At 39.3% G+C, this 19,187-nt stretch carries 19 protein-coding genes; 17 read left to right on the forward strand and 2 right to left on the reverse strand.

The window, feature by feature from the left end; all coding sequences use genetic code 11:
• Nucleotides 1–179: 179 nt before the first annotated feature.
• From xseA to recN, 6 genes are read left to right on the forward strand one after another with little or no spacing between them, the layout of a single operon-like run.
• Nucleotides 180–1,457, forward strand: coding sequence for an exodeoxyribonuclease VII large subunit (gene xseA, locus IEU65_RS06280; RefSeq protein WP_147651935.1), 1,278 nt, complete (start codon nucleotides 180–182; stop codon nucleotides 1,455–1,457).
• Nucleotides 1,450–1,674, forward strand: a complete 225-nt coding sequence (locus tag IEU65_RS06285; protein WP_010275647.1) for an exodeoxyribonuclease VII small subunit — start codon at nucleotides 1,450–1,452, stop codon at nucleotides 1,672–1,674. Before xseA ends, IEU65_RS06285 begins: the two co-directional genes overlap by 8 nt.
• Nucleotides 1,667–2,575 (forward strand): polyprenyl synthetase family protein, encoded by a 909-nt coding sequence (locus tag IEU65_RS06290; RefSeq protein WP_010275650.1) that lies wholly within the window; start codon nucleotides 1,667–1,669, stop codon nucleotides 2,573–2,575. The genes IEU65_RS06285 and IEU65_RS06290 overlap by 8 nt, the downstream gene beginning before the upstream one ends.
• Nucleotides 2,572–3,408 (forward strand): TlyA family RNA methyltransferase, encoded by an 837-nt coding sequence (locus IEU65_RS06295; protein WP_010275655.1) that lies wholly within the window; start codon nucleotides 2,572–2,574, stop codon nucleotides 3,406–3,408. Before IEU65_RS06290 ends, IEU65_RS06295 begins: the two co-directional genes overlap by 4 nt.
• Nucleotides 3,401–3,856, forward strand: coding sequence for an arginine repressor (locus IEU65_RS06300; protein WP_010275659.1), 456 nt, complete (start codon nucleotides 3,401–3,403; stop codon nucleotides 3,854–3,856). The genes IEU65_RS06295 and IEU65_RS06300 overlap by 8 nt, the downstream gene beginning before the upstream one ends.
• 35 nt (nucleotides 3,857–3,891) lie before the next feature.
• Nucleotides 3,892–5,565 (forward strand): DNA repair protein RecN, encoded by a 1,674-nt coding sequence (recN, locus tag IEU65_RS06305; RefSeq protein ID WP_010275664.1) that lies wholly within the window; start codon nucleotides 3,892–3,894, stop codon nucleotides 5,563–5,565.
• A 96-nt stretch (nucleotides 5,566–5,661) separates the two neighbouring features.
• On the opposite strand, the gene IEU65_RS06310 is transcribed toward recN, so the two are convergent.
• Both IEU65_RS06310 and IEU65_RS06315 read right to left on the reverse strand, forming a co-directional pair.
• Nucleotides 5,662–6,969: an NCS2 family permease gene (locus tag IEU65_RS06310; protein WP_010275667.1), complete on the reverse strand. Its 1,308-nt coding sequence runs from the start codon at nucleotides 6,967–6,969 to the stop codon at nucleotides 5,662–5,664.
• 157 nt (nucleotides 6,970–7,126) lie between these two features.
• Nucleotides 7,127–8,479 (reverse strand): MATE family efflux transporter, encoded by a 1,353-nt coding sequence (locus IEU65_RS06315; protein WP_010275670.1) that lies wholly within the window; start codon nucleotides 8,477–8,479, stop codon nucleotides 7,127–7,129.
• Nucleotides 8,480–8,707: 228 nt separating this feature from the next.
• On the opposite strand from IEU65_RS06315, the gene IEU65_RS06320 reads away from it, so the two are divergent.
• The 11 genes from IEU65_RS06320 (at nucleotide 8,708) to dinB (ending at nucleotide 19,155) form a co-directional block, all read left to right on the forward strand.
• Nucleotides 8,708–9,370, forward strand: a complete 663-nt coding sequence (locus tag IEU65_RS06320) for a 2,3-bisphosphoglycerate-dependent phosphoglycerate mutase (RefSeq protein ID WP_010275673.1) — start codon at nucleotides 8,708–8,710, stop codon at nucleotides 9,368–9,370.
• Complete coding sequence (gene pepA / locus IEU65_RS06325) at nucleotides 9,367–10,434, forward strand: glutamyl aminopeptidase (protein WP_010275678.1); 1,068 nt, start codon at nucleotides 9,367–9,369, stop codon at nucleotides 10,432–10,434. Before IEU65_RS06320 ends, pepA begins: the two co-directional genes overlap by 4 nt.
• The gene (locus IEU65_RS06330) at nucleotides 10,434–11,606 is read left to right on the forward strand and encodes an FtsW/RodA/SpoVE family cell cycle protein (RefSeq protein WP_010275680.1); all 1,173 of its coding nucleotides are present in this window, start codon (nucleotides 10,434–10,436) and stop codon (nucleotides 11,604–11,606) included. The genes pepA and IEU65_RS06330 overlap by 1 nt, the downstream gene beginning before the upstream one ends.
• Complete coding sequence (locus IEU65_RS06335; protein WP_010275682.1) at nucleotides 11,603–11,914, forward strand: YlbG family protein; 312 nt, start codon at nucleotides 11,603–11,605, stop codon at nucleotides 11,912–11,914. The genes IEU65_RS06330 and IEU65_RS06335 overlap by 4 nt, the downstream gene beginning before the upstream one ends.
• A gap of 6 nt (nucleotides 11,915–11,920) precedes the next feature.
• Nucleotides 11,921–12,475, forward strand: a complete 555-nt coding sequence (rsmD, locus tag IEU65_RS06340; protein ID WP_010275685.1) for a 16S rRNA (guanine(966)-N(2))-methyltransferase RsmD — start codon at nucleotides 11,921–11,923, stop codon at nucleotides 12,473–12,475.
• A gap of 3 nt (nucleotides 12,476–12,478) precedes the next feature.
• Nucleotides 12,479–12,967 (forward strand): pantetheine-phosphate adenylyltransferase, encoded by a 489-nt coding sequence (coaD, locus tag IEU65_RS06345; protein ID WP_010275689.1) that lies wholly within the window; start codon nucleotides 12,479–12,481, stop codon nucleotides 12,965–12,967.
• Entirely contained in the window at nucleotides 12,951–14,042 is a 1,092-nt protein-coding gene (locus IEU65_RS06350) for a SepM family pheromone-processing serine protease (protein ID WP_010275692.1), read from the forward strand. The genes coaD and IEU65_RS06350 overlap by 17 nt, the downstream gene beginning before the upstream one ends.
• Before the next feature lie 77 nt (nucleotides 14,043–14,119).
• Nucleotides 14,120–14,764 (forward strand): helix-hairpin-helix domain-containing protein, encoded by a 645-nt coding sequence (locus tag IEU65_RS06355; protein WP_010275695.1) that lies wholly within the window; start codon nucleotides 14,120–14,122, stop codon nucleotides 14,762–14,764.
• Nucleotides 14,764–17,028: a DNA internalization-related competence protein ComEC/Rec2 gene (locus IEU65_RS06360; RefSeq protein ID WP_147651933.1), complete on the forward strand. Its 2,265-nt coding sequence runs from the start codon at nucleotides 14,764–14,766 to the stop codon at nucleotides 17,026–17,028. The genes IEU65_RS06355 and IEU65_RS06360 overlap by 1 nt, the downstream gene beginning before the upstream one ends.
• Entirely contained in the window at nucleotides 17,018–18,010 is a 993-nt protein-coding gene (holA, locus tag IEU65_RS06365) for a DNA polymerase III subunit delta (RefSeq protein ID WP_010275700.1), read from the forward strand. Before IEU65_RS06360 ends, holA begins: the two co-directional genes overlap by 11 nt.
• Before the next feature lie 59 nt (nucleotides 18,011–18,069).
• On the forward strand, nucleotides 18,070–19,155 hold the full coding sequence (dinB, locus tag IEU65_RS06370; RefSeq protein ID WP_010275702.1) for a DNA polymerase IV: 1,086 nt from the start codon (nucleotides 18,070–18,072) through the stop codon (nucleotides 19,153–19,155).
• The last annotated feature ends 32 nt before the right edge of the window (nucleotides 19,156–19,187 follow it).

Raw genomic sequence — 19,187 nt, forward strand, 5'->3', positions numbered from 1 at the left:
CTAACAGTGTTAACACTGAGGTGACGCGACTTTATTATTAGTGTGACAACTAGTAATCGCCCGTCAGAGCGCATCTGGCATGCCAAACTAAACAACTAGCCTTTAGGTTAGTTGTTTTTTTATGCAGTTTTTCAGGTATAATGAGTGTATATAATCATTATGAGCGATTGAGAGGCACCATGTCAGAAACAAATAATAAGTATTTAACAGTATCAGCGCTTTCTGCGTATTTAAAACGCAAATTTGATGCGGATCCTTATCTCGCAAAAGTCTATGTTACAGGTGAAATTTCCAATATGGGGCGACGGCGTGGCCCGCATCTCTATTTTTCTATTAAAGATTCAGAGGGTAACGCTGTTATTAGCGCTTCGATGTTTGGTTATCAGAAACGAATCAAATTTCAACCTGAAGAAGGCATGAAAATTAATGCTGTGGGTCGCGTGGAATTGTACGAACCACGTGGTTCGTATTCATTAATTTTGGAGTCGATGTCACCAGACGGTGTGGGAGAATTATTTTTAGCCTATGAACAATTGAAGAAACGATTGCAGGCAGAAGGATTATTTGATTTACCTAAAAAAAATATTCCGTTATTTCCTAAAAAAATAGCAGTTGTCACATCACCAACCGGTGCAGTTATTGAAGATATTGCCCGTACGGTACAACGTCGATTTCCAACGGCACAAGTTATTTTATTTCCCGCAGTAGTGCAGGGAGACAAAGCTGCGCCAACAATTATTCGGCAGCTCAACAGAATTGATGCTATGGCATTTGACACTATTATTGTGGGTCGTGGTGGTGGTTCCATTGAGGATTTGTGGGTCTTTAATGATGAACAGCTAGCGCGCACCATTGCCGCACTCAAAACACCGGTAATTAGTTCTGTTGGACATGAGACAGATAATACACTGGCTGACTTTGTGGCAGATCGCCGTGCGGCAACACCAACAGCGGCAGCGGAACTGGCTACACCTATTACGCTTGCCCAGATACAATCCCGATTGCAAGAATTGCAAGTCCGACAGTTAACCAGAATCCAACAAATTATTGCCACCCAAAAACAACGTTTAAACAGAATGACCGAGCATGTCATTTTTAAACAACCAGATCGATTATACACGGGTTACAATCAACGTGTGGATCAAGCAGCTAGGTTATTAGTGCAGCTTACGCATCAACGATTAATCAACGCGCAACACGACTACACGACGCTTGTACATCGACAACAGCAATTACAACAGCATTTATTGCAACCGTCCCAAGAAAAGTTGCAGCTATTGGGCGCTAAGTTGGATCTTGTTAGCCCATTAAAAATTTTAACGCGCGGTTATGCCATTGTGACTCAAAATGAACAGGTGGTTCGTAGTGTGAACGTTTTAAATAAAGATGATGAAATCAATGTGCGCTTAGCTGACGGGAGCGCAGTTGCAAATATTACAGGAGTAAAACATGAGTGAACAATTGACATTTGAAGAAAAATTACAACAATTAGAAACCATCGTAAGTCAACTAGAAAAAGGGGATCGACCGCTGGAAACAGCGTTGGTTGATTTTCAAACGGGCGTTGGTCTGGTTAAAGATCTACAAAAAACACTAAAAGATGCTGAAGAAACATTAGCTAAAGTAATGGATGATAATGGTGAATTATCGGATTTGGAATTAACAAATGACTAATTTAAAGAAATTTCAAAATGAATGGCTGCCAAAAATTAATGCGCAACTGGAAAACGATTTATCTCAAGTTAGCTCAGATGATGATTTGGTTGCCATGATGAAATATGCGGTATTGAATGGCGGCAAACGTTTGAGACCATTACTAACCTTGATGGTTTTAGAGAGTTTTGAACAATTGATAACACCTAGCCAACTCAAAATTGCTACGGCAGTGGAATGGATCCACTCTTATTCATTAGTACATGATGATCTACCGGCAATGGACAATGACCTGCTAAGGCGAGGCAAACCTAGTGTACATGCCTTATATGGTGAGGCAAATGCCATTTTGGTAGGGGATGCTTTGTTAACCGGTGCTTTCACTGTTATTCCCCAGGCATTGACGGTGTCTGGGGCGCCAGCGTCGGAATCGATTGTATTGATCACACAGTATTTATCGCAAGCCGCAGGAGCAAACGGTATGGTGCTTGGACAAATACATGACATGCAGAATCACGACGGTGCCGAGAGTGATTTTGACCAAGAAAGTCTATTATCATTAATTTATCAACCTAAAACCGCGGCTTTATTGCGTTACGCTGCGCAAGCAGGCGCGCTTTTGGTTAAAGGTAGCGCAAATGATGAGACTTTTAATCCTGACTTGGTAACGAAAATAGCTGACTTTGGAGAAAAGCTTGGATTGGCCTTTCAAATTCAGGATGATCTGGATGATTTTCAGCAAGATACAACTGAATCAGTCAATGCGTTACCACATCTAGTTGGCGTGACGACTGCTGAGCGGATGCGCGATGATTATTTGAATGATGCCTATAAAATTTTGAATGACATTAAATTGAATGACCAGCGTTTTCATCCAGAGTTGTTATCAGAATTAATCACTTTTATTGGAGATAAATCATGAGTGTTGATAAAGAACGTGTCGATGTATTACTAGTCCAACAGGGTCTTTTCGAATCACGTGAACAAGCAAAACGCGCTGTTATGGCTGGTGAAATTCTTGGCGAAAATGAGGAGCGTTTAGATAAGGCGGGGCAAAAAATACCAGTCACAACCGAACTACATTTCAAGGGTGAAAAGTTGAAGTATGTATCCCGTGGTGGTTTAAAACTGGAAAAAGCTTTGAACACTTACGATTTATCTGTACAAGATAAAATTGTCTTAGACATTGGTTCATCAACTGGTGGTTTTACGGATGTCTCGTTGCAAAATGGTGCTAAATTAGTTTATGCTTTAGACGTTGGGACCAATCAGTTGGTATGGAAATTGCGTCGAGATGCGCGCGTTAAAGTCATGGAGAATACTAATTTTCGTTACGCCAAATTGACTGATTTTACGTTTGGACAACCAGATTTTGCTACAATCGACGTTTCATTTATTTCTCTGGGGCTCATTTTACCGCCACTCGCTGACATTATTGCGAAGAACGGGCAGGTTGTCGCGCTGATCAAACCGCAATTTGAGGCTGGACGTGAACATGTTGGTAAAAATGGTATTATCAAGGATTCATCAGTTCACCGCGAAGTGTTGCAGCAGACAATTACCATGATGGTGCGTGAAGGTTTTTCAGTTGAACACTTGACTTTTTCACCAATTAAAGGTGGACAGGGAAACATTGAATTTTTGGCTGTGCTGCAACGCGTAGAAGAACCAAAAATCGCTGATGATATTGATATTGATCAATTGCTGATATCAACTTACCAACAGCTAAATCACACAGGAGATGCCAATGAATAAAAAAGCTCGCCAAAAAGCATTGGTTCAACTCATTCAAGAACATGCTGTCGGTCGTCAAGAGGATATTGTTGCACATTTTGAAACATTAGGAGAAATGGTCACCCAAGCGACTATTTCGCGCGATATAAATGAATTAGGATTGATTAAAGTGCCAAATTCACATGGTGGATTTTTATATCATTTGCCGAAACAAGATGATCGACCACATTTGCAACGATTACGTCGTATATTACAACAAGCCTTTTTGAGCCAAAGTGCGCAACGGGGTATGGTCATGATAAAAGTGCAACCTGGCAATGGTCAGTTGGTAGCAAACTTATTTGAGCAGGTTCAGTTTCCAGAAATATTTGGGACACTAAGCGATGACGGTTCTGTACTCGTATTATTAAAGGACGGGGTGCCATCAATCCAAGTTACCAGCATGGTTCAAAAATTATTAGAAAAATAGTAGAAAGGAAATGTATCTGCGATACCAATTAACTTATGCTAGAAGATCTTATTATTGAAAATTTTGCTATTATAGAAAAAATTGAATTACAGTTTGAGACAGGTATGAGTGTTTTGACCGGTGAGACTGGCGCCGGAAAATCAATTATTATTGATGCTTTGTCGATGCTAACCGGTGGCCGAGCAAGTTCTGAGATGGTGCGGCATGGAAGCAAAAAGGCCACCTTACAAGCTATCTTCAGCTTGCCAAAAAATGAACAGCTTTATAAATTATTGACGGAAGCTGGCATTGATTTTGATGATAATGAATTAATTATTTATCGCGAATTAACGCAAAATGGTCGCAGCACAATTCGCGTTAACAGTGTTCTTGTTAACTTAAAAACATTGGCAATGATTGGCAGCTTCTTAGTTGACATTCAAGGTCAAAATGACACACAACAGTTGCTCAATCAAGATGAACATTTGCCATTATTGGATGCATTTGGCGGCGAAAAATTGTCTCAAGTACGTTCAGATTATGGTCGTACTTTTCAGGACTTTAGGGCAATTACGGCACGTATTCGGAAATTACAATCCTCGCGACGTGAAATTACCCAACGACTTGATTTATTAAAATTTCAACAAGATGAACTTCAAGAAGCTGACCTTCAACCTGACGAGGAAAATCAATTACTTGATGCAAGGGGCAAATTAAATAATTTCAAAAAAATAGCTGATCATTTACAGAATGTTCAAACTGCGCTTAACGATGAACAAGGTGGTGCAGTTGATTTGTTGGCTGAAGCAATGCAGCAGTTACAGGATATTTCAGCCTATGATACGGTTTATGCAGAACTATCTCAAACTATTTCAGATGCTTATTATACTGCACAGGAAGTTGCACGAGATGTGGCGGAACAATTTAATGATTTAACTTATGATGAGTCAGAATTAATTCGTATAGATGATCGTTTGCAGTTGATTCACACACTTGAACGTAAATACGGCGCCACTGTCAGTGATGTGCTAGCATTTCAGGCTAAAATTGAAAAAGAACTAAGTGTTGTGAACGATGATAGTTACAATGTGGAACAATTGCAGATTAAACAAAATGATTTGCGACAGATTTTAAGACAGAAGGCAATCAAACTTCACGAAGTTCGTCAGCAAACAGCCCGCCGGCTTGAGCATGATGTTAACCAACAGTTACAAGATTTATTAATGAACGGGGCAGAATTTGCGGTCCATTTTGAGCCGATTGAAGGTTTTATTGCCTCTGGGAGTGACAAGGTTATTTTTTACGTTCAAACCAACAAGGGCGAAGGCATGGCACCATTGGTCAAAATTGCGTCCGGTGGTGAAGTTGCGCGTTTAATGCTGGCGTTGAAAACGACGTTCACCAAACAACAACGAATCGTTTCGATTGTATTTGACGAAGCTGATACCGGTGTTTCTGGTCGCGTGGCCCAAGCCATTGCAAAAAAAATGCAAACAATTGCCAAAGGATCACAAGTATTAGCAATTACTCATTTGCCACAGGTCGCAGCGGCTGCAACTCACCATTTTTTGATCGCAAAAACAACCGAAAAAGATCGCACACTTACTCAAGTCACACCGCTTGATGAAACAGGACGTATACATGCCATTGCAATGATGTTATCGGGAGATAATGTTACCGATACTGCTCTGGCTAATGCGCGTGATTTACGAGAGAAAATCTCAAATTGATTTTGATAACTGTCGTAAAAATTTGCGATAATATACCAAAAAGAGACCATCATGTTTGATTTAATTATCAAACATGATGGTCTCTTTGAATAGATTTTAACTAGCAATAATGAGAAGAAATGCAATGAAAATGACTGCTAAAATGTACATTAGAGGATGAACTTTCTTAGCACGACCAGTTGCGATCATTGTAATAGGGTATAAGATAAATCCTAGTGCAATACCATCTGAAATCGAGTAAGTCAGTGGCATACCAATGACAATCAGAAATGCTGGTGCAGCAATCGCTAAGTCTTCCCAATCAATTTCTCTTAGGTTTTCAGCCATTAATACACCTACAACAACCAAGGCTGGCGCAGTGACTTGTGAAGTGACCACAGAAAGCAATGGCGAAAATAGTAATGCAAACAAGAAGAAGATACCTGTAAATACAGATGTTAAACCTGAACGACCGCCTACGGCAATTCCGGCAGACGACTCAACATAAGCTGAGGTAGGTGAAGTCCCAATGACTGCACCTACCGTCATACCAACGGCATCTGCCATCAAAGCACGGCCAACACGAGGCATTTTGTTATTTTCCATAAAACCAGCTTGTGTTGCTAAACCAATCATTGTACCGGCTGTGTCAAAAAATGTCACGAGTAGAAAAGTGATGACGACTGTAATTAACTGAATTGAATTGATATCACCAATATGCATGACACCTTCACCAAAAGTTGGTGCCAAAGATGGTGCTGGTGAAATAATAGCGGACGGTAATTTGATTAAGCCGGTTAAAATACCGGCAATAGAAGTTAAAATCATACCAAAGAAAATTGCTGCGGGTGTTTTACGGCTCATCAAGACAAAAGTGACAATAATACCAAAAATTGATAACAAGGAGGTTGGTGCTGTTAAATGACCTAAAGCAACCATAGTATCTTTGTTGGCAACGATTAATCCAGCGTCGTGTAAACCGATAAAAGCAATGAATAGCCCAATCCCAGATGCAATCGCTAGCTTTAAGTTTTTTGGAATAATATTAATAATTTTTTCGCGAATCTTGAATAATGTCAAAATGACAAAGATGATTGCTGCAACAAAGACACCTGCCATTGCAGTTTGCCATTTAATACCCATACCAATCACAACTGAATAAGCAAAGAATGCATTGACACCCAATCCTGGTGCTATCGCAATTGGGTAAAGTGCAACAACGCCCATGAAAATTGTGGCTACGGCTGAAGCAATGGCAGTGGCTGTGAAAACTGCACCCTTGTCCATGCCAGCAGCCCCCAAAACAGTGGGGTTGACGAATAAAATATAGGCCATAGACGCAAAGGTAGTGAGACCGGCGATGAATTCAGTACGAAAGTTCGTATTGAGCTCCTCAAACTTGAAATAATGTGCAATCGTTGACATGATTGCCTCCCAAATAATTAGTTACGTAAAACGTACTGTCTTATTCTAGCAGTCATTGGCGCACAATTAAAGTAGAAAAGGTAATAAAATTGCATAAAATAACGAACATTGTATTTTAAAAAGTAATGAAAACGCTTTTAAAACGAACTTTACCGATTTATTGTTCGGCTATACTGACGTTTGTTTGTTGCTTCAAATTTTTAACGATTTTGCGATAGGCTGGAATCATAACGACTAACGATCCGGCCCAAGCCAAAACATTGGCGAGACTAGCACCAAAGAAGCCAAAGGGTCCTACAAGAACAACGGCAGCTACTGTGCGCATAATTAACTCCGCAATACCGGCATAAGTTGGTGTTTTGGCATCGTTTAGACCCTGTAATACATACCGGATAATAAACAGAGCCGATAAGATGTAATAAAAGGCACCATTTGCCCAGAAATATTGTTGTGCTAGGTTCAAAACTTCATGTTGGCCCGAACCAACAAACAGCATTACTGCGAGATCACCAAATAGAATTTCAATAATACCCATGAAAAGACCAAATCCCATGCTCATGAATAGAGCCTGTTTGACCCCAACTAAAATACGGTCAAACTGTTTAGCCCCGTAATTCTGAGCTGCAAAAGTTGCCATTGTAATACCAAAAGACATCAGTGGTAGCGTGGCTACTTGATCAATTCGTTGTGCGGCAGTTGTTGCAGCGACTGCATCTGTTCCCAAAGTATTGAGAGCCCCTTGTAGTACAAGGGCGCCAATTGCGATGATGGAACTTTGAAAGCCCATGGGTAATCCCGCATGAAGATGAATGCGAATGTCTTTGCTATCCCATTTGAGATCTGAGCGTGACACTTGTAGTAGTGGTGAATACTTGTAGATATGCCAAAAACTAAAAACAGTAGAAATTAATTGCGCTAAAACAGTCGCTAAGGCCGCACCACCGACACCTAATTTAAGCCCCAAAATAAACCACAATTCTAAAATAATGTTGGCAATCATGCCGATAATTAGGTAGATGAGAGGAGAACGTGAATCACCAACAGCGCGCAATGCGTTGGCAGTAACGTTATATCCCATTGTGGCAAAAATACCTGCTAAAATAATAGCAATAAAAATAAAAGCTTGGTTTAAGATTTCTGCTGGGGTTTGCATCAACTTGAGCAAAGGATAAACAATCACCAAACTAGCAATTGTAACCACAATAGTTGTAATAGCTGAAACGAGTAAAGTAGATGCCATACTTTTTCGCACACCAGCGATATCACGAGCACCATAGCGTTGTGCTGTAATAATGGATAAACCAGCTGTGAATCCTTGTACAAATCCTAAGATTAAAAACATGATTGAACCAGTAGCACCAACGGCGGCTAATGCTTTGACACCAAGTGTCTGACCGACAATCAGCGTGTCAGAAAAATTATAGAGTTGTTGAAACAGATTCCCAATAACCAAAGGAATTGTAAAAAATAAAATTTGTTTAGCAGGTGAGCCCTGTGTTAGATCTCTCATCCTCAATCACTCCAAAAATTGATATATGTTCTGAATATCTATTCTAACGGAATCATGCTGTATTAGCTAGCATTTTGCACGTTGTTTTTGAAATTTTTAAAAGTGTTTATTTCGTAATTAAAAGTAGAGATAATATCAAGGTTTGAGATTCGTAATATATGGATTGCTGTGTAGCGACGTCAACTCAAAAACGTTATAATATAGAAAGTGTAAAAAAAGGAGTTCAGGATGGTAGCTAAATTGGTGCTGGTACGTCACGGAGAATCAACGGCTAATCGTGATAATGAATTTACCGGTTGGACAGATGTACCACTAACTGCAAAAGGGAAAACTCAGGCACATCAAGTGGGTCAGGTTTTGTCGCGTTATCAATTGACATTGGATAATGTATATACTTCTTATTTACAGCGTGCAATTATTACAGCTTATATCATCATGGATGAAATGCAGCAGGCGTGGGTACCAATTAACAAAACTTGGCGTTTAAACGAACGCCACTATGGTGCCTTACGCGGATTGAACAAAGATAGTGCGCGTGAAAAATACGGTGTTAATCAGGTTGCTTTATGGCGGCGAAGCTATACGGCTATTCCGCCGTTATTAGAACAGGTCAATCCTAATCGCCGATATTCAGTAAATATCGAACCTCGTGGTGAAAGCTTGAAAATGGCTAGTGACCGCTTAATTCCATACTGGACTTCCAACATATTGCCAAAGCTTAAAGCTGGACAAAATGTTTTGATGGTAGCGCATGGCAGTACTTTGCGAGCGCTGATTAAATATATTGAAGACATTAGTGACGACGATATTGATGGTTTAGAAATTGGCAATGGCGAGCCAATATTGTATGAATATGATACGAATTTTAGTGAAAGGCATTATCTCAAATGAAAACAACGACATGGGAACGAATTAAAAAGTATACAGAACTACAAGGAACATCGGGACAAGAACACGAAATTAGAAAGGCGTTTCGAGCAGAATTGACACCATTGGTTGATGAAGTGGCACAGGAAGGTCTGGGGGGCATATACGGTGTTAAAAATGGTGATGGCCCGCGGGTTATGTTTGCAGCTCATTTAGATGAAGTCGGATTTATTGTAACTGAAATCCTACCTTCCGGTGCTTTAAAGGTTGCTGCTGTCGGTGGCTGGAATCCAGCAGTAATTAGTTCACAACGCTTTACGTTATTTACCAGCAAAGGACAATACCCAGTTGTTTCTAGTTCAGTATCACCACATCTATTGCGGGGTAGTGCTAATGGACCAAAATTGCCAACTGTTGATGATATTTTGTTTGATGCTGGCTTTGTTGACAACAATGAGGCGTTGGCATTTGGTGTGCGTCCCGGTGATTTTGTTGTACCACGTGTTGAGACGGTTATGGCTGCAAATCAGAAACGTGTGATGTCAAAGTCATGGGATAATCGCTTTGGTGTTGTGACGGTTTTGGAGGCCTTAGAAGACTTACAAAATGTTAAAACACCAAACACATTAATTATGGGCGCAGATGTACAAGAAGAAGTTGGCCTACGAGGCGCACATGGTGCGGTTAATTTAATGAAGCCAGACATTTTCTTTGCAATTGATTCTAGTGCTGCTGACGATGTAGCAGGTTCAACGGGCCATCAAGGTGTTCTAGATCAAGGTACTTTGTTGCGGGTATTTGATCCAACAGTGGTTATGCCACTACGCTTAAAAGAATTTTTGCTATCTACTGCTGAAGATCATCACATTCCTTATCAGTATTTTGTTTCCAAGGGCGGAACAGATGCGGCGGCTGCTCAGAGTGAATTAAATGGTGTACCTTCAGTTGCTTTGGGTGTTGCTTCACGATATATTCACACACATCAAACAGTATGGTCAATTAAAGATTTTGAGGCAGCCAAAGCATTTGTTATTGCGATAGCTCAAAGCTTGGATGACACTAACATGAAGACAATTATGGGCGATTGATGTTTAAAAAATTAAGACAATTAGATTATTGGATTGCTGTCCCATTTGGTATTTTGAGTGCGTTAGGTGTCGTGATGGTTTTTTCAGCGAGCCTAACTAACTCGGCAATGCTTAATTTTTATAAGCAATTAGTTTTTGTTATTATTGGCTGGATTGGTGCGTTTACATTATTTCATCTTAATCTTAATAATTGGCGCAGACCACAGTGGCTTAAAATACTGATGTATGGCATTATTGCATTACTTGTCATTGCCCGTATCATGCCAGCCGTCAATGGTGCGCATGGTTGGATTCCGCTAGGGTTTATGACATTGCAACCTGCTGAATTTTTGAAACTGATTTTAATTTTGTATTGTGCCCATATTCTGACACGAGTGCCTTGGCAGGCAGGGGTGAAAATTTCACGCCAACCACTTGCCCAAATGAAAATATGGGGGCCACCTGTGTTATCTTTGTTTTTGTTGTTGATTATGCCGGATAATGGTAATATGCTAATTGCGATTGGTATCGTTTTTGTAATGGTATTGGCGTCTGGTGTTTCAAGAAAAATAATGGTTATCTGGTTTATTGGCATCAGTGCACTATTTGCTTTGCTACAGCCCATTATTAACCTGGTTAATAAAGTATTTCACCTGACAGGTAGTACACATTATAGTATTTTACGTTTGATTAATTTTGTGAATCCTTGGGCTGATCCGGATCAGAGCCGGCAGCTTTTGTATGGTTATTATGCTATCGCTCATGGGGGATTATTTGGTGTGGGATTGGGCAATTCTCTTATTAAGCCTTACTTACCTGAGTCAAACACTGACTTTATTATGGCTGTGATGACTGAAGAATTAGGAGCTGTTGTAACCGTTATTGTATTGATGCTAATTCTAATTTTGGTAACGCGACTGATTCTTCTAGGTATTCGCCAGAAAAATCAGTATCAGCGGCTAATTTTGTATGGTGTGGCGATGTTGTTGTTTGTCCAAGCATTCGTCAACTTGGGCGGTGTGATTGGCGTTTTGCCAATCACAGGGGTGGTCTTTCCTTTCATTTCTGGTGGTGGATCATCTTATATTGCCTTTAGTGCAGCTATCGGGCTCACACTCAATATTGCTGCTCATCAGAAAAAAGCAGTTGACATCCATCCAAACGATGTAGTTGCTAGAAAGGATTATCAATGACATTTCAAATACAAGAGCGACGAGCCGTTTATGTCTATTTAAGTCATGTCCGTCATGCACAACAACTTAAAAAGTTTGGCCAAATTACATATATTTCGAGGAAAATGTCTTTGGTCGGACTTTATTTGAATGAAGAAAATGTTGGTGAAGTTGTCAGTAAGTTACAACAATACAAATTTGTGAAGCGTGTTGTTACCTCGCCGCGGCCAGATATTGACCCTGAATTAGGTGATATGCATGATGATATTTTCTTTGAAAATTATGACGAAGGGGGAATCACGGACGATGCACAGCCAGTCCGTGACTGATAAATTATGCGAGTCATTTCAGGTAATTTTCGTGGTACGCGTTTAGAGGCAGTTAGTGGTGATAAAACTAGACCCACAACAGACAAAGTTAAAGAGGCAATGTTTAGTATGTTGATGCCCTACCTAGATGAGGGGGAGGTGCTAGATTTGTATGGCGGTACTGGTGGATTAAGTATTGAAGCAGTTTCGCGTGGCATGACGCACGCAACATTAGTTGACCGCCAGTTTCAGGCCATCAAAGTCATGTCTGAAAACGTTAAAAAGACACACCATGAAAATCAATTCACAATTTTAAAAGCACCAGCTCAACAAGCGCTGTCAAAATTTGCTACAGAGAATAAACAATTTGATTTAGTTTTTTTGGATCCCCCCTATGCCAAGGAAACGATTGCTTCTGATATGTCAAAAATGGCTGAGATGGGTTTACTTAATACGGATGCCGTTATTTTGGCTGAAAGCAATGATGCGGCTAACTTGCCAGAAGCAGATAAAAAGTTTAGAATTATTCAGCAAAAGCATTATGGTATTACCGTCGTGACAATCTATCAATATGAGGGATAAGATATGAGTATTGCACTGTTTCCAGGTAGTTTTGATCCATTAACGAATGGACATTTGAACATCATTACACGGGCAAGTTATTTATTTGAAAAAGTGGTCGTAGGGGTTGGCAATAACACTAGTAAGTCAGCCTTGTTCACGCCAGCAGAAAAACAGGCCTTGATCACTGAGGCTGTCAGAGATTTACCCAATGTTGAAGTGGCTATTATGTCAGGATTGACGGTACAATTTATGGCTGAAATTGGTGCTAAATATATTGTCCGTGGTTTGCGTAATGGTAAAGATTTTGAGTATGAGCGTGACATTGCAGGGGTTAATAGTGCTTTAGCTGACGTTGAAACAGTGCTGTTGTTAGCCAAACCAGAAAACCAAAATATATCCAGCTCGATGGTCAAAGAGATTGGGAGTATGGGTGCCGAAAATATGGCAAAATTTGTGCCACCTGTTGTTGTGGCAGCTTTGAAGGAGCGACTGAATGCGCAAAAAGAATAAAATAATTGTTGCCGTCGTTTCTGTTCTAGTTTTAGCTGGGATTGTTGCTGGTGTGTGGCCATTGAACGGTTATATAGAGTCACCAGGTGAAGCAGATGATTTGTCTCGTTTTGTGACGATTGATGGTAAGAAAGATACAGCCAAAGGACAATACAGAATTACGTCAGTCTTCTTGACCCAAGCCAATGGTTTTAAATTTTTACAAACCAAAATTAATCCACATTTGTCATATGCGAGTGAAGCAGATGTGACGGGCGGTGAGTCTTCTGCTACTTTCAGTAAAGTTCAGGACTTTTATATGCAAAGTGCGATAGCTAATGCTGAACAGGTTGCCTTCAATAAGGCAAGTAAGCCCATTACTACTAAATACCGTGGTATATATGTGTTGAGCGTTTCAAAGACTTCGCATTTTAAAAAAACGATCAAAGTTGGTGACACGATTACGGCAATTGATGGTCACCATTATGAAAATTCAGATGGTTTTATTAAGTATTTGGCTAATAAGAAAAAAGGCACAACCGTCACGGTTTCATATACCCGTGATGGTAAAAGCGGTCAAGCAGAAGGCACTACGATTAAGCTGCCTGGCACCAAGACACCTGAATATCCTAACGGACGAGCCGGGATTGGTATTGTCTTAACTGACAATGTAGCTGTGACAACCACGCCTAAAGTGAGTGTTGATCCCGGTCAAATCGGTGGCCCATCTGGCGGTCTTATGTTCACACTACAAATTTATGATCAACTGACCGGCGATAAGTTGGCGAATGGACGTAACATTTCTGGTACTGGTACAATGAACGCTAATGGTTATGTCGGCGAAATTGGTGGTATTGATAAGAAAATTATGGCTGCTAAGGCAGCAGGATCAACTGTTTTCTTTGCACCATACATTAAACCTACTAAAGAATTGTTGAAATATGAAGAGCAGCACAAAACAAATTACATGTTAGCACGTGATACGGCCAAAAAGTATGCACCAAATCTAAAAGTTATTCCGGTTCAAACATTTGATGATGCTGTCAATTATCTTAAATCAGGTAAAATTATTAAAACCACTGACAGTACTAAATAAAGACTTAGTGTTCTTGGATATGCCAACTTCACTAAGCTTTTTTATTTTGATTTCGTACTATAAGTATGAGGTGAAAAATGTTAGATATATTTGAGGTAATTAAGACAAAAACAACCTTGGTTAAACCAATAGGTGTCGGTATTCTTATTATTGTAATCGGAACAGTTTATTTACTATGGCCAGGACACGAACAATCTGAGAAAGGTATTCAGAGTTTCAGTAGTACTCAGACATCTCAGTCAATACCGAAGTCTGAGAGCCAAGTAAAATCGACTAGCAAACAAACATCAGCAGTTATTATGGTAGATGTCAAAGGTGCAGTTAATAAACCAGGTGTTTATCAAGTTGATACATCTGATAGAGTCCAAAGTGCTATTTTAAAGGCTGGCGGGCAGCGCACTGAAGCGGATATGACCCAAGTGAATTTGGCACAGAGGTTAACTGATGGACAGGTCTTGTATGTTCCTATTAAGGGTGAGCAAGTACCAACAAATTTTGCCAATGAGACAGTGGCTTCAAGTCAAACCAAAACAACTATCAATCTTAATACTGCTACTAAAGAAGAACTTCAAAACTTGGAAGGAATTGGTGAAAAAAAAGCTGATCAGATTCTTGATTATCGTCAGGAACATGGTGGGTTTAAATCGATTGAAGAGCTTAAATCAATTTCTGGTATTGGTACAAAACGTTTTGAAGCAATTAAAGAGCAACTGGCAATCTAATGCAAAATGCAAAGTTGTTATTATTTTCGCTTTTAGTGGCGTCTCTTGGTGGCGTTATCTATAGACCATGTCTGTCAAGTTGGATAATGTTATTAGGTACGTTGATTCTAATATTATGGCAACGTCATTTACGTTTTTTTCTAATGGTTATTGTTTTAATAACGCCATTCATGATTTATTTTTTTCATGATGCTAGGAATTTGAAAAACCAAGCAGAGATACCCGACCAAAAAAATGTGCAATTAACAGGTGTGATTTTTCCGGATAACGTCAGCATTGACGGCGATAATTTGAGTTCGACTGCTACATTAGACAGTGGTGAGGCTGTTAAATTGTACTGGACGCTTCCTAATAAACAAAGCAAAGAAGAATGGCTCAAGCAAGATCATGTTTTGACGTTTAGCGCCACTGGTGATCTTACGCGCATTCGATCAGCCACAAACTTTAATCAATTTGATTCGCAAGAATTCTATGAAACGAAAAATATGACACACCAATTCACTGTGACGACTTGGCAGGTTGAAAATATGGTGTCACATGATATATTAAATGGCATACGATATCAGCTTCATGCTTGGCATAGTCGGGCAATACATGACACCGAGTCGCTACCTAAACCACTTCGCGAATATGCACAGGCCTTGATTTTGGGCGTGACACCACAAGCATTATATGGCGACAATCCTGGTGTACAGACATTAGGATTAATTCACTTGTTTAGTGTTTCTGGCTTTCACGTGTCCTTTTTAATCATGATGATAATGGCTTTAGCAAAACGACTATGGATTACTAAAGAAATTACGATTGTACTTTTATCAGGTCTTTTAATGATTTATTTTGTTTTTGCTGGGGAACCGGCGGTTTTGATCCGCGCCATTGTTGCTGGTGAACTAATATTATGGCAAGATTTACACCATCATAGATTTAAATCGTACGATATTTGGGCAATTAGTTTATTAATTAGTTTGATATTTTCACCGCAAATATTATTAACTTTGGGTGGACAACTGTCGTTTTTACTCACGTTCTGTTTATCTTTTGCAAAAAAATTATCTTTTTGGCGTACTAATCTTTTAATGAGTGTCATCAGTTTTCCATTAATTGTTCAACAGCAACTCACATGGCATATTTTACAAACAGTTGTGAATATTTTTGCTGTTCCTGTTTTTGGAACAATTATTGTGCCATTAGTCATGTTAGGATATTTTGGACAGCGTTTTCCAATAATTGTTGATAGTGCTAATGCAATCATTCATTTTTTTGCAGCATTGATCGATTGGTTGGCCGTTTTGCCTGGCAATATTGTTATTGGTAAAATACCGGAATTAAGTACAACCTTGCTAATTGTGTTTGGATTTTGCATGTTCTGTCGAGAAAAAATAATTGTTTCTCGTGCGCGACTAATTTGGCTCTTGTTATTGGCATCGACGATACTCATTATCAAGCGACCGCTCACGGGTGAATTTACGACATTTGATATTGGTCAAGGTGATGCAGCCTTAATTCGAACACCTCTTAATCATACAGTAACGGTTGTCGATACCGGGGGCCAAGTAACATTTGGGGAGAAACAATCTTGGCAAGTCAAACAATATGAAAGATCAAAAGGTGAGACTGTGATTGTTAATTATCTGCATAGTTTAGGAATTGATACGATTGATCATTTGATATTAACACATCATGATCAAGATCATATTGGGGATGCTAAAGAAATATTACGTCTTATGCACGTCAAAAAAATATTGATGCCCGCGGGTATGAGATCACAGCAAAGTTTTAAAGTCCAAATTTTACCTTATCTAAAGAAAACAGAAGTATTTGAGGTCACTGAATCAAACCAGGTGAATGATTTACCGTTGCACATATATCACCCGTTAACGGTTGGGCAAGCTGGCAATGAAGACTCAATCGCATTATATGGCGTTTTGGGTGGCATGAGAGTTTTGACAGCTGGGGATTTGGACCGGACAGGGGAGCGATTGCTTGCGGAAAGACATCCTGAAATGAGGGTTGATTTGGTCAAACTAGGACATCATGGCTCTAGAACATCTACCGATCCAATAACCTTTTCCAAATGGCGACCAAGTATTGGCATTATTTCTGCTGGTAGAAATAATCATTATCATCATCCACATCAGGAAACCTTAGAGACAGTTCAAAAAAACCAAATGTCGGTTTTTAATACGCAAATACATGGTATGATTAAATATGTTTATAGAGGTAAAAATGGATATTTTAAGGTGAAATTACCGCATGAATTTTAAGCAGTTACAACAACAAATTGATAATAATGCTATGGCAAATTTTTATGTTGTCACTGGTGAAGAAGAGATTCTGTTACGCAGGACAGTTGCTGCGTTTAAACAATTGGTAGCACTTGAAGATCGCGATATGAATTATTCACAATTTAATCTCGCTGACCAACCGCTTGATATGGTGATTAATGACGCGATGTCAGCCCCTTTTTTTGGTGAACGTCGCGTTATTGTAGTAAACAAACCACTGTTTTTAACGGCAACGGGCAAAATATCTGACCATGATAGTGATTTATTATTGCAACTCCTTGAAAAGCCGCTGTCTGAGAACATTGTTGTTTTTTTTGCAAATGATATTAAATTGGATAAACGAAAAAAACTAACAAAATTAGTACTGAAAATGTCTGAGGTAGTTGAATTACCATCCTTAGATGAACGGCAATCAAAACAAGCAATCGTGTCTGAATTGGCGCAACGTGATTACCAGATTACACCCGATGCGCTTAGTGAACTGGTCATGCGGACCAATGCACATTATTCGAACATGCAAAACGAATTACCTAAACTAATTGCGTATGCTAATAAAACTAAAATAATTGATTTAGAGGGAGTCATCAACCTTGTGCCAAATACTTTGACAGCAACGGCTTTTACATTGGTTGAGGCTGTCATAAAAAATCATTCAAAGGCAGCTGTAACAATATATCGTGAATTGATAGACAATAATGAAATTCCTTTGCGTATCAATGCTGTACTAATAGGACAATTTCGGCTATTATTGCAGGTCGCGGGTTTGTCTGGTAATGATGCAACAATTGCCTCACAACTCAAAGTACACCCTTATCGCGTCAAATTAGCAAAGCAAATCTTAAAAAATCACCAATTAACAACTATACGTTCCGGTTATTTAGGTATGCTAAATATGGAAAGACTCTTGAAGTCCACACAACAAGACCCAGAAATCTTGTTTGAACGTTTTGTGTTGAACTAAGCATAAAGATTGTACTAAATAAGCTGCAAGAACAAGTGTTCCCGTGATAAAATATAATCATGGCAGAATTCTTGACAACAATTGATAAACGTAAAATATTACATGTTGATTTAGATGCATTTTATGCGCAAATTGAAATGAGAGATCAGCCAGAATTACGTTCTAAGCCCTTAATTATTGCAAGGGATCCAACTCAAAATAACGGACATGGGGTGGTTGCTACTGCTAATTATGTTGCGCGTCAGCTGGGCATTCATTCTGCGATGAGTGCTTTTGAAGCAAAACGATTGGCACCCAATGGCATATTTCTCTCGCCAAACTTTCCCAAATATAAAGTTGTTTCCGCACAAATTCATGATATTTTTCGTCGGTTTACCACTAAAGTTGAACCTGTGGCTTTTGATGAGGCCTACTTGGATGTAACGGAAAATATTTTAAGTGGTGCAACTTTGGCTGCTGAAATAAGGCACCAGATATTAAAAGAAACACAACTAACGAGTTCTATTGGGGTTTCTCACAATAAGTTATTAGCCAAATTAGGATCAGAATATAATAAACCTAATGGCGTCACTGTGATTGATCATGAGAACCAACTTCAGTTTTTAGATTACTTACCAATAAGTGCTTTTCGCGGAGTCGGTAAAAAAACAAAAGAAAAGTTTGATGAATTGGGTATTGAAAATGGTTTAGATTTACGTCAGATGTCACAAGAAACACTCAAAACTGAGTTTGGCAAAATGGGCGAACGTTTGTATTGGCAAGCTCGCGGTGTTCATTTTGGTGCAGTTGAATGGCAAAGACAGCGACAGTCGATTGGTAAAGAAGAAACGTTTGACCATGCATTGCATGACAACAATGCCGTTCAAATTGAATTCAAAAAGCTAGTGAGTAGCTTAATTATGAGCTTGAAACGACAAAAACTGATTGGACGTACTTTAAATATCAAAATTAGGGATGATCAATTTAACACAATAACACGTGCGATTACACAAGATGCCCCTTGGCAATTGAATGAAGCGACACTGGTGATGGCTTCACAAGCAACGTTTGAAGATAATATTGGTACCGAATTTTCAGTGCGTTTGCTAGGCGTTTCAATGAGTAATCTACAATCTGCGACTTTTGAGGAAATGTCGCTATTTTAATGATACAATTGTAGGAAATAGTATTTGAGAAA

This window comes from Leuconostoc pseudomesenteroides KCTC 3652 (assembly GCF_014634745.1).
Lineage (GTDB): Bacteria > Bacillota > Bacilli > Lactobacillales > Lactobacillaceae > Leuconostoc > Leuconostoc pseudomesenteroides.

Coding starts and splice junctions, on each gene's coding strand:
- IEU65_RS06320 (WP_010275673.1), top strand. CDS start 8,708: ATGGTAGCTAAATTGGTGCTGGTACGTCACGGAGAATCAACGGCTAAT.
- IEU65_RS06300 (WP_010275659.1), top strand. CDS start 3,401: ATGAATAAAAAAGCTCGCCAAAAAGCATTGGTTCAACTCATTCAAGAA.
- xseA (WP_147651935.1), top strand. CDS start 180: ATGTCAGAAACAAATAATAAGTATTTAACAGTATCAGCGCTTTCTGCG.
- IEU65_RS06335 (WP_010275682.1), top strand. CDS start 11,603: ATGACATTTCAAATACAAGAGCGACGAGCCGTTTATGTCTATTTAAGT.
- dinB (WP_010275702.1), top strand. CDS start 18,070: ATGGCAGAATTCTTGACAACAATTGATAAACGTAAAATATTACATGTT.
- IEU65_RS06350 (WP_010275692.1), top strand. CDS start 12,951: ATGCGCAAAAAGAATAAAATAATTGTTGCCGTCGTTTCTGTTCTAGTT.
- IEU65_RS06295 (WP_010275655.1), top strand. CDS start 2,572: ATGAGTGTTGATAAAGAACGTGTCGATGTATTACTAGTCCAACAGGGT.
- IEU65_RS06310 (WP_010275667.1), bottom strand. CDS start 6,969: ATGTCAACGATTGCACATTATTTCAAGTTTGAGGAGCTCAATACGAAC.
- IEU65_RS06285 (WP_010275647.1), top strand. CDS start 1,450: ATGAGTGAACAATTGACATTTGAAGAAAAATTACAACAATTAGAAACC.
- IEU65_RS06355 (WP_010275695.1), top strand. CDS start 14,120: ATGTTAGATATATTTGAGGTAATTAAGACAAAAACAACCTTGGTTAAA.
- rsmD (WP_010275685.1), top strand. CDS start 11,921: ATGCGAGTCATTTCAGGTAATTTTCGTGGTACGCGTTTAGAGGCAGTT.
- IEU65_RS06290 (WP_010275650.1), top strand. CDS start 1,667: ATGACTAATTTAAAGAAATTTCAAAATGAATGGCTGCCAAAAATTAAT.
- recN (WP_010275664.1), top strand. CDS start 3,892: ATGCTAGAAGATCTTATTATTGAAAATTTTGCTATTATAGAAAAAATT.
- pepA (WP_010275678.1), top strand. CDS start 9,367: ATGAAAACAACGACATGGGAACGAATTAAAAAGTATACAGAACTACAA.
- IEU65_RS06330 (WP_010275680.1), top strand. CDS start 10,434: ATGTTTAAAAAATTAAGACAATTAGATTATTGGATTGCTGTCCCATTT.
- holA (WP_010275700.1), top strand. CDS start 17,018: ATGAATTTTAAGCAGTTACAACAACAAATTGATAATAATGCTATGGCA.
- IEU65_RS06360 (WP_147651933.1), top strand. CDS start 14,764: ATGCAAAATGCAAAGTTGTTATTATTTTCGCTTTTAGTGGCGTCTCTT.
- IEU65_RS06315 (WP_010275670.1), bottom strand. CDS start 8,479: ATGAGAGATCTAACACAGGGCTCACCTGCTAAACAAATTTTATTTTTT.
- coaD (WP_010275689.1), top strand. CDS start 12,479: ATGAGTATTGCACTGTTTCCAGGTAGTTTTGATCCATTAACGAATGGA.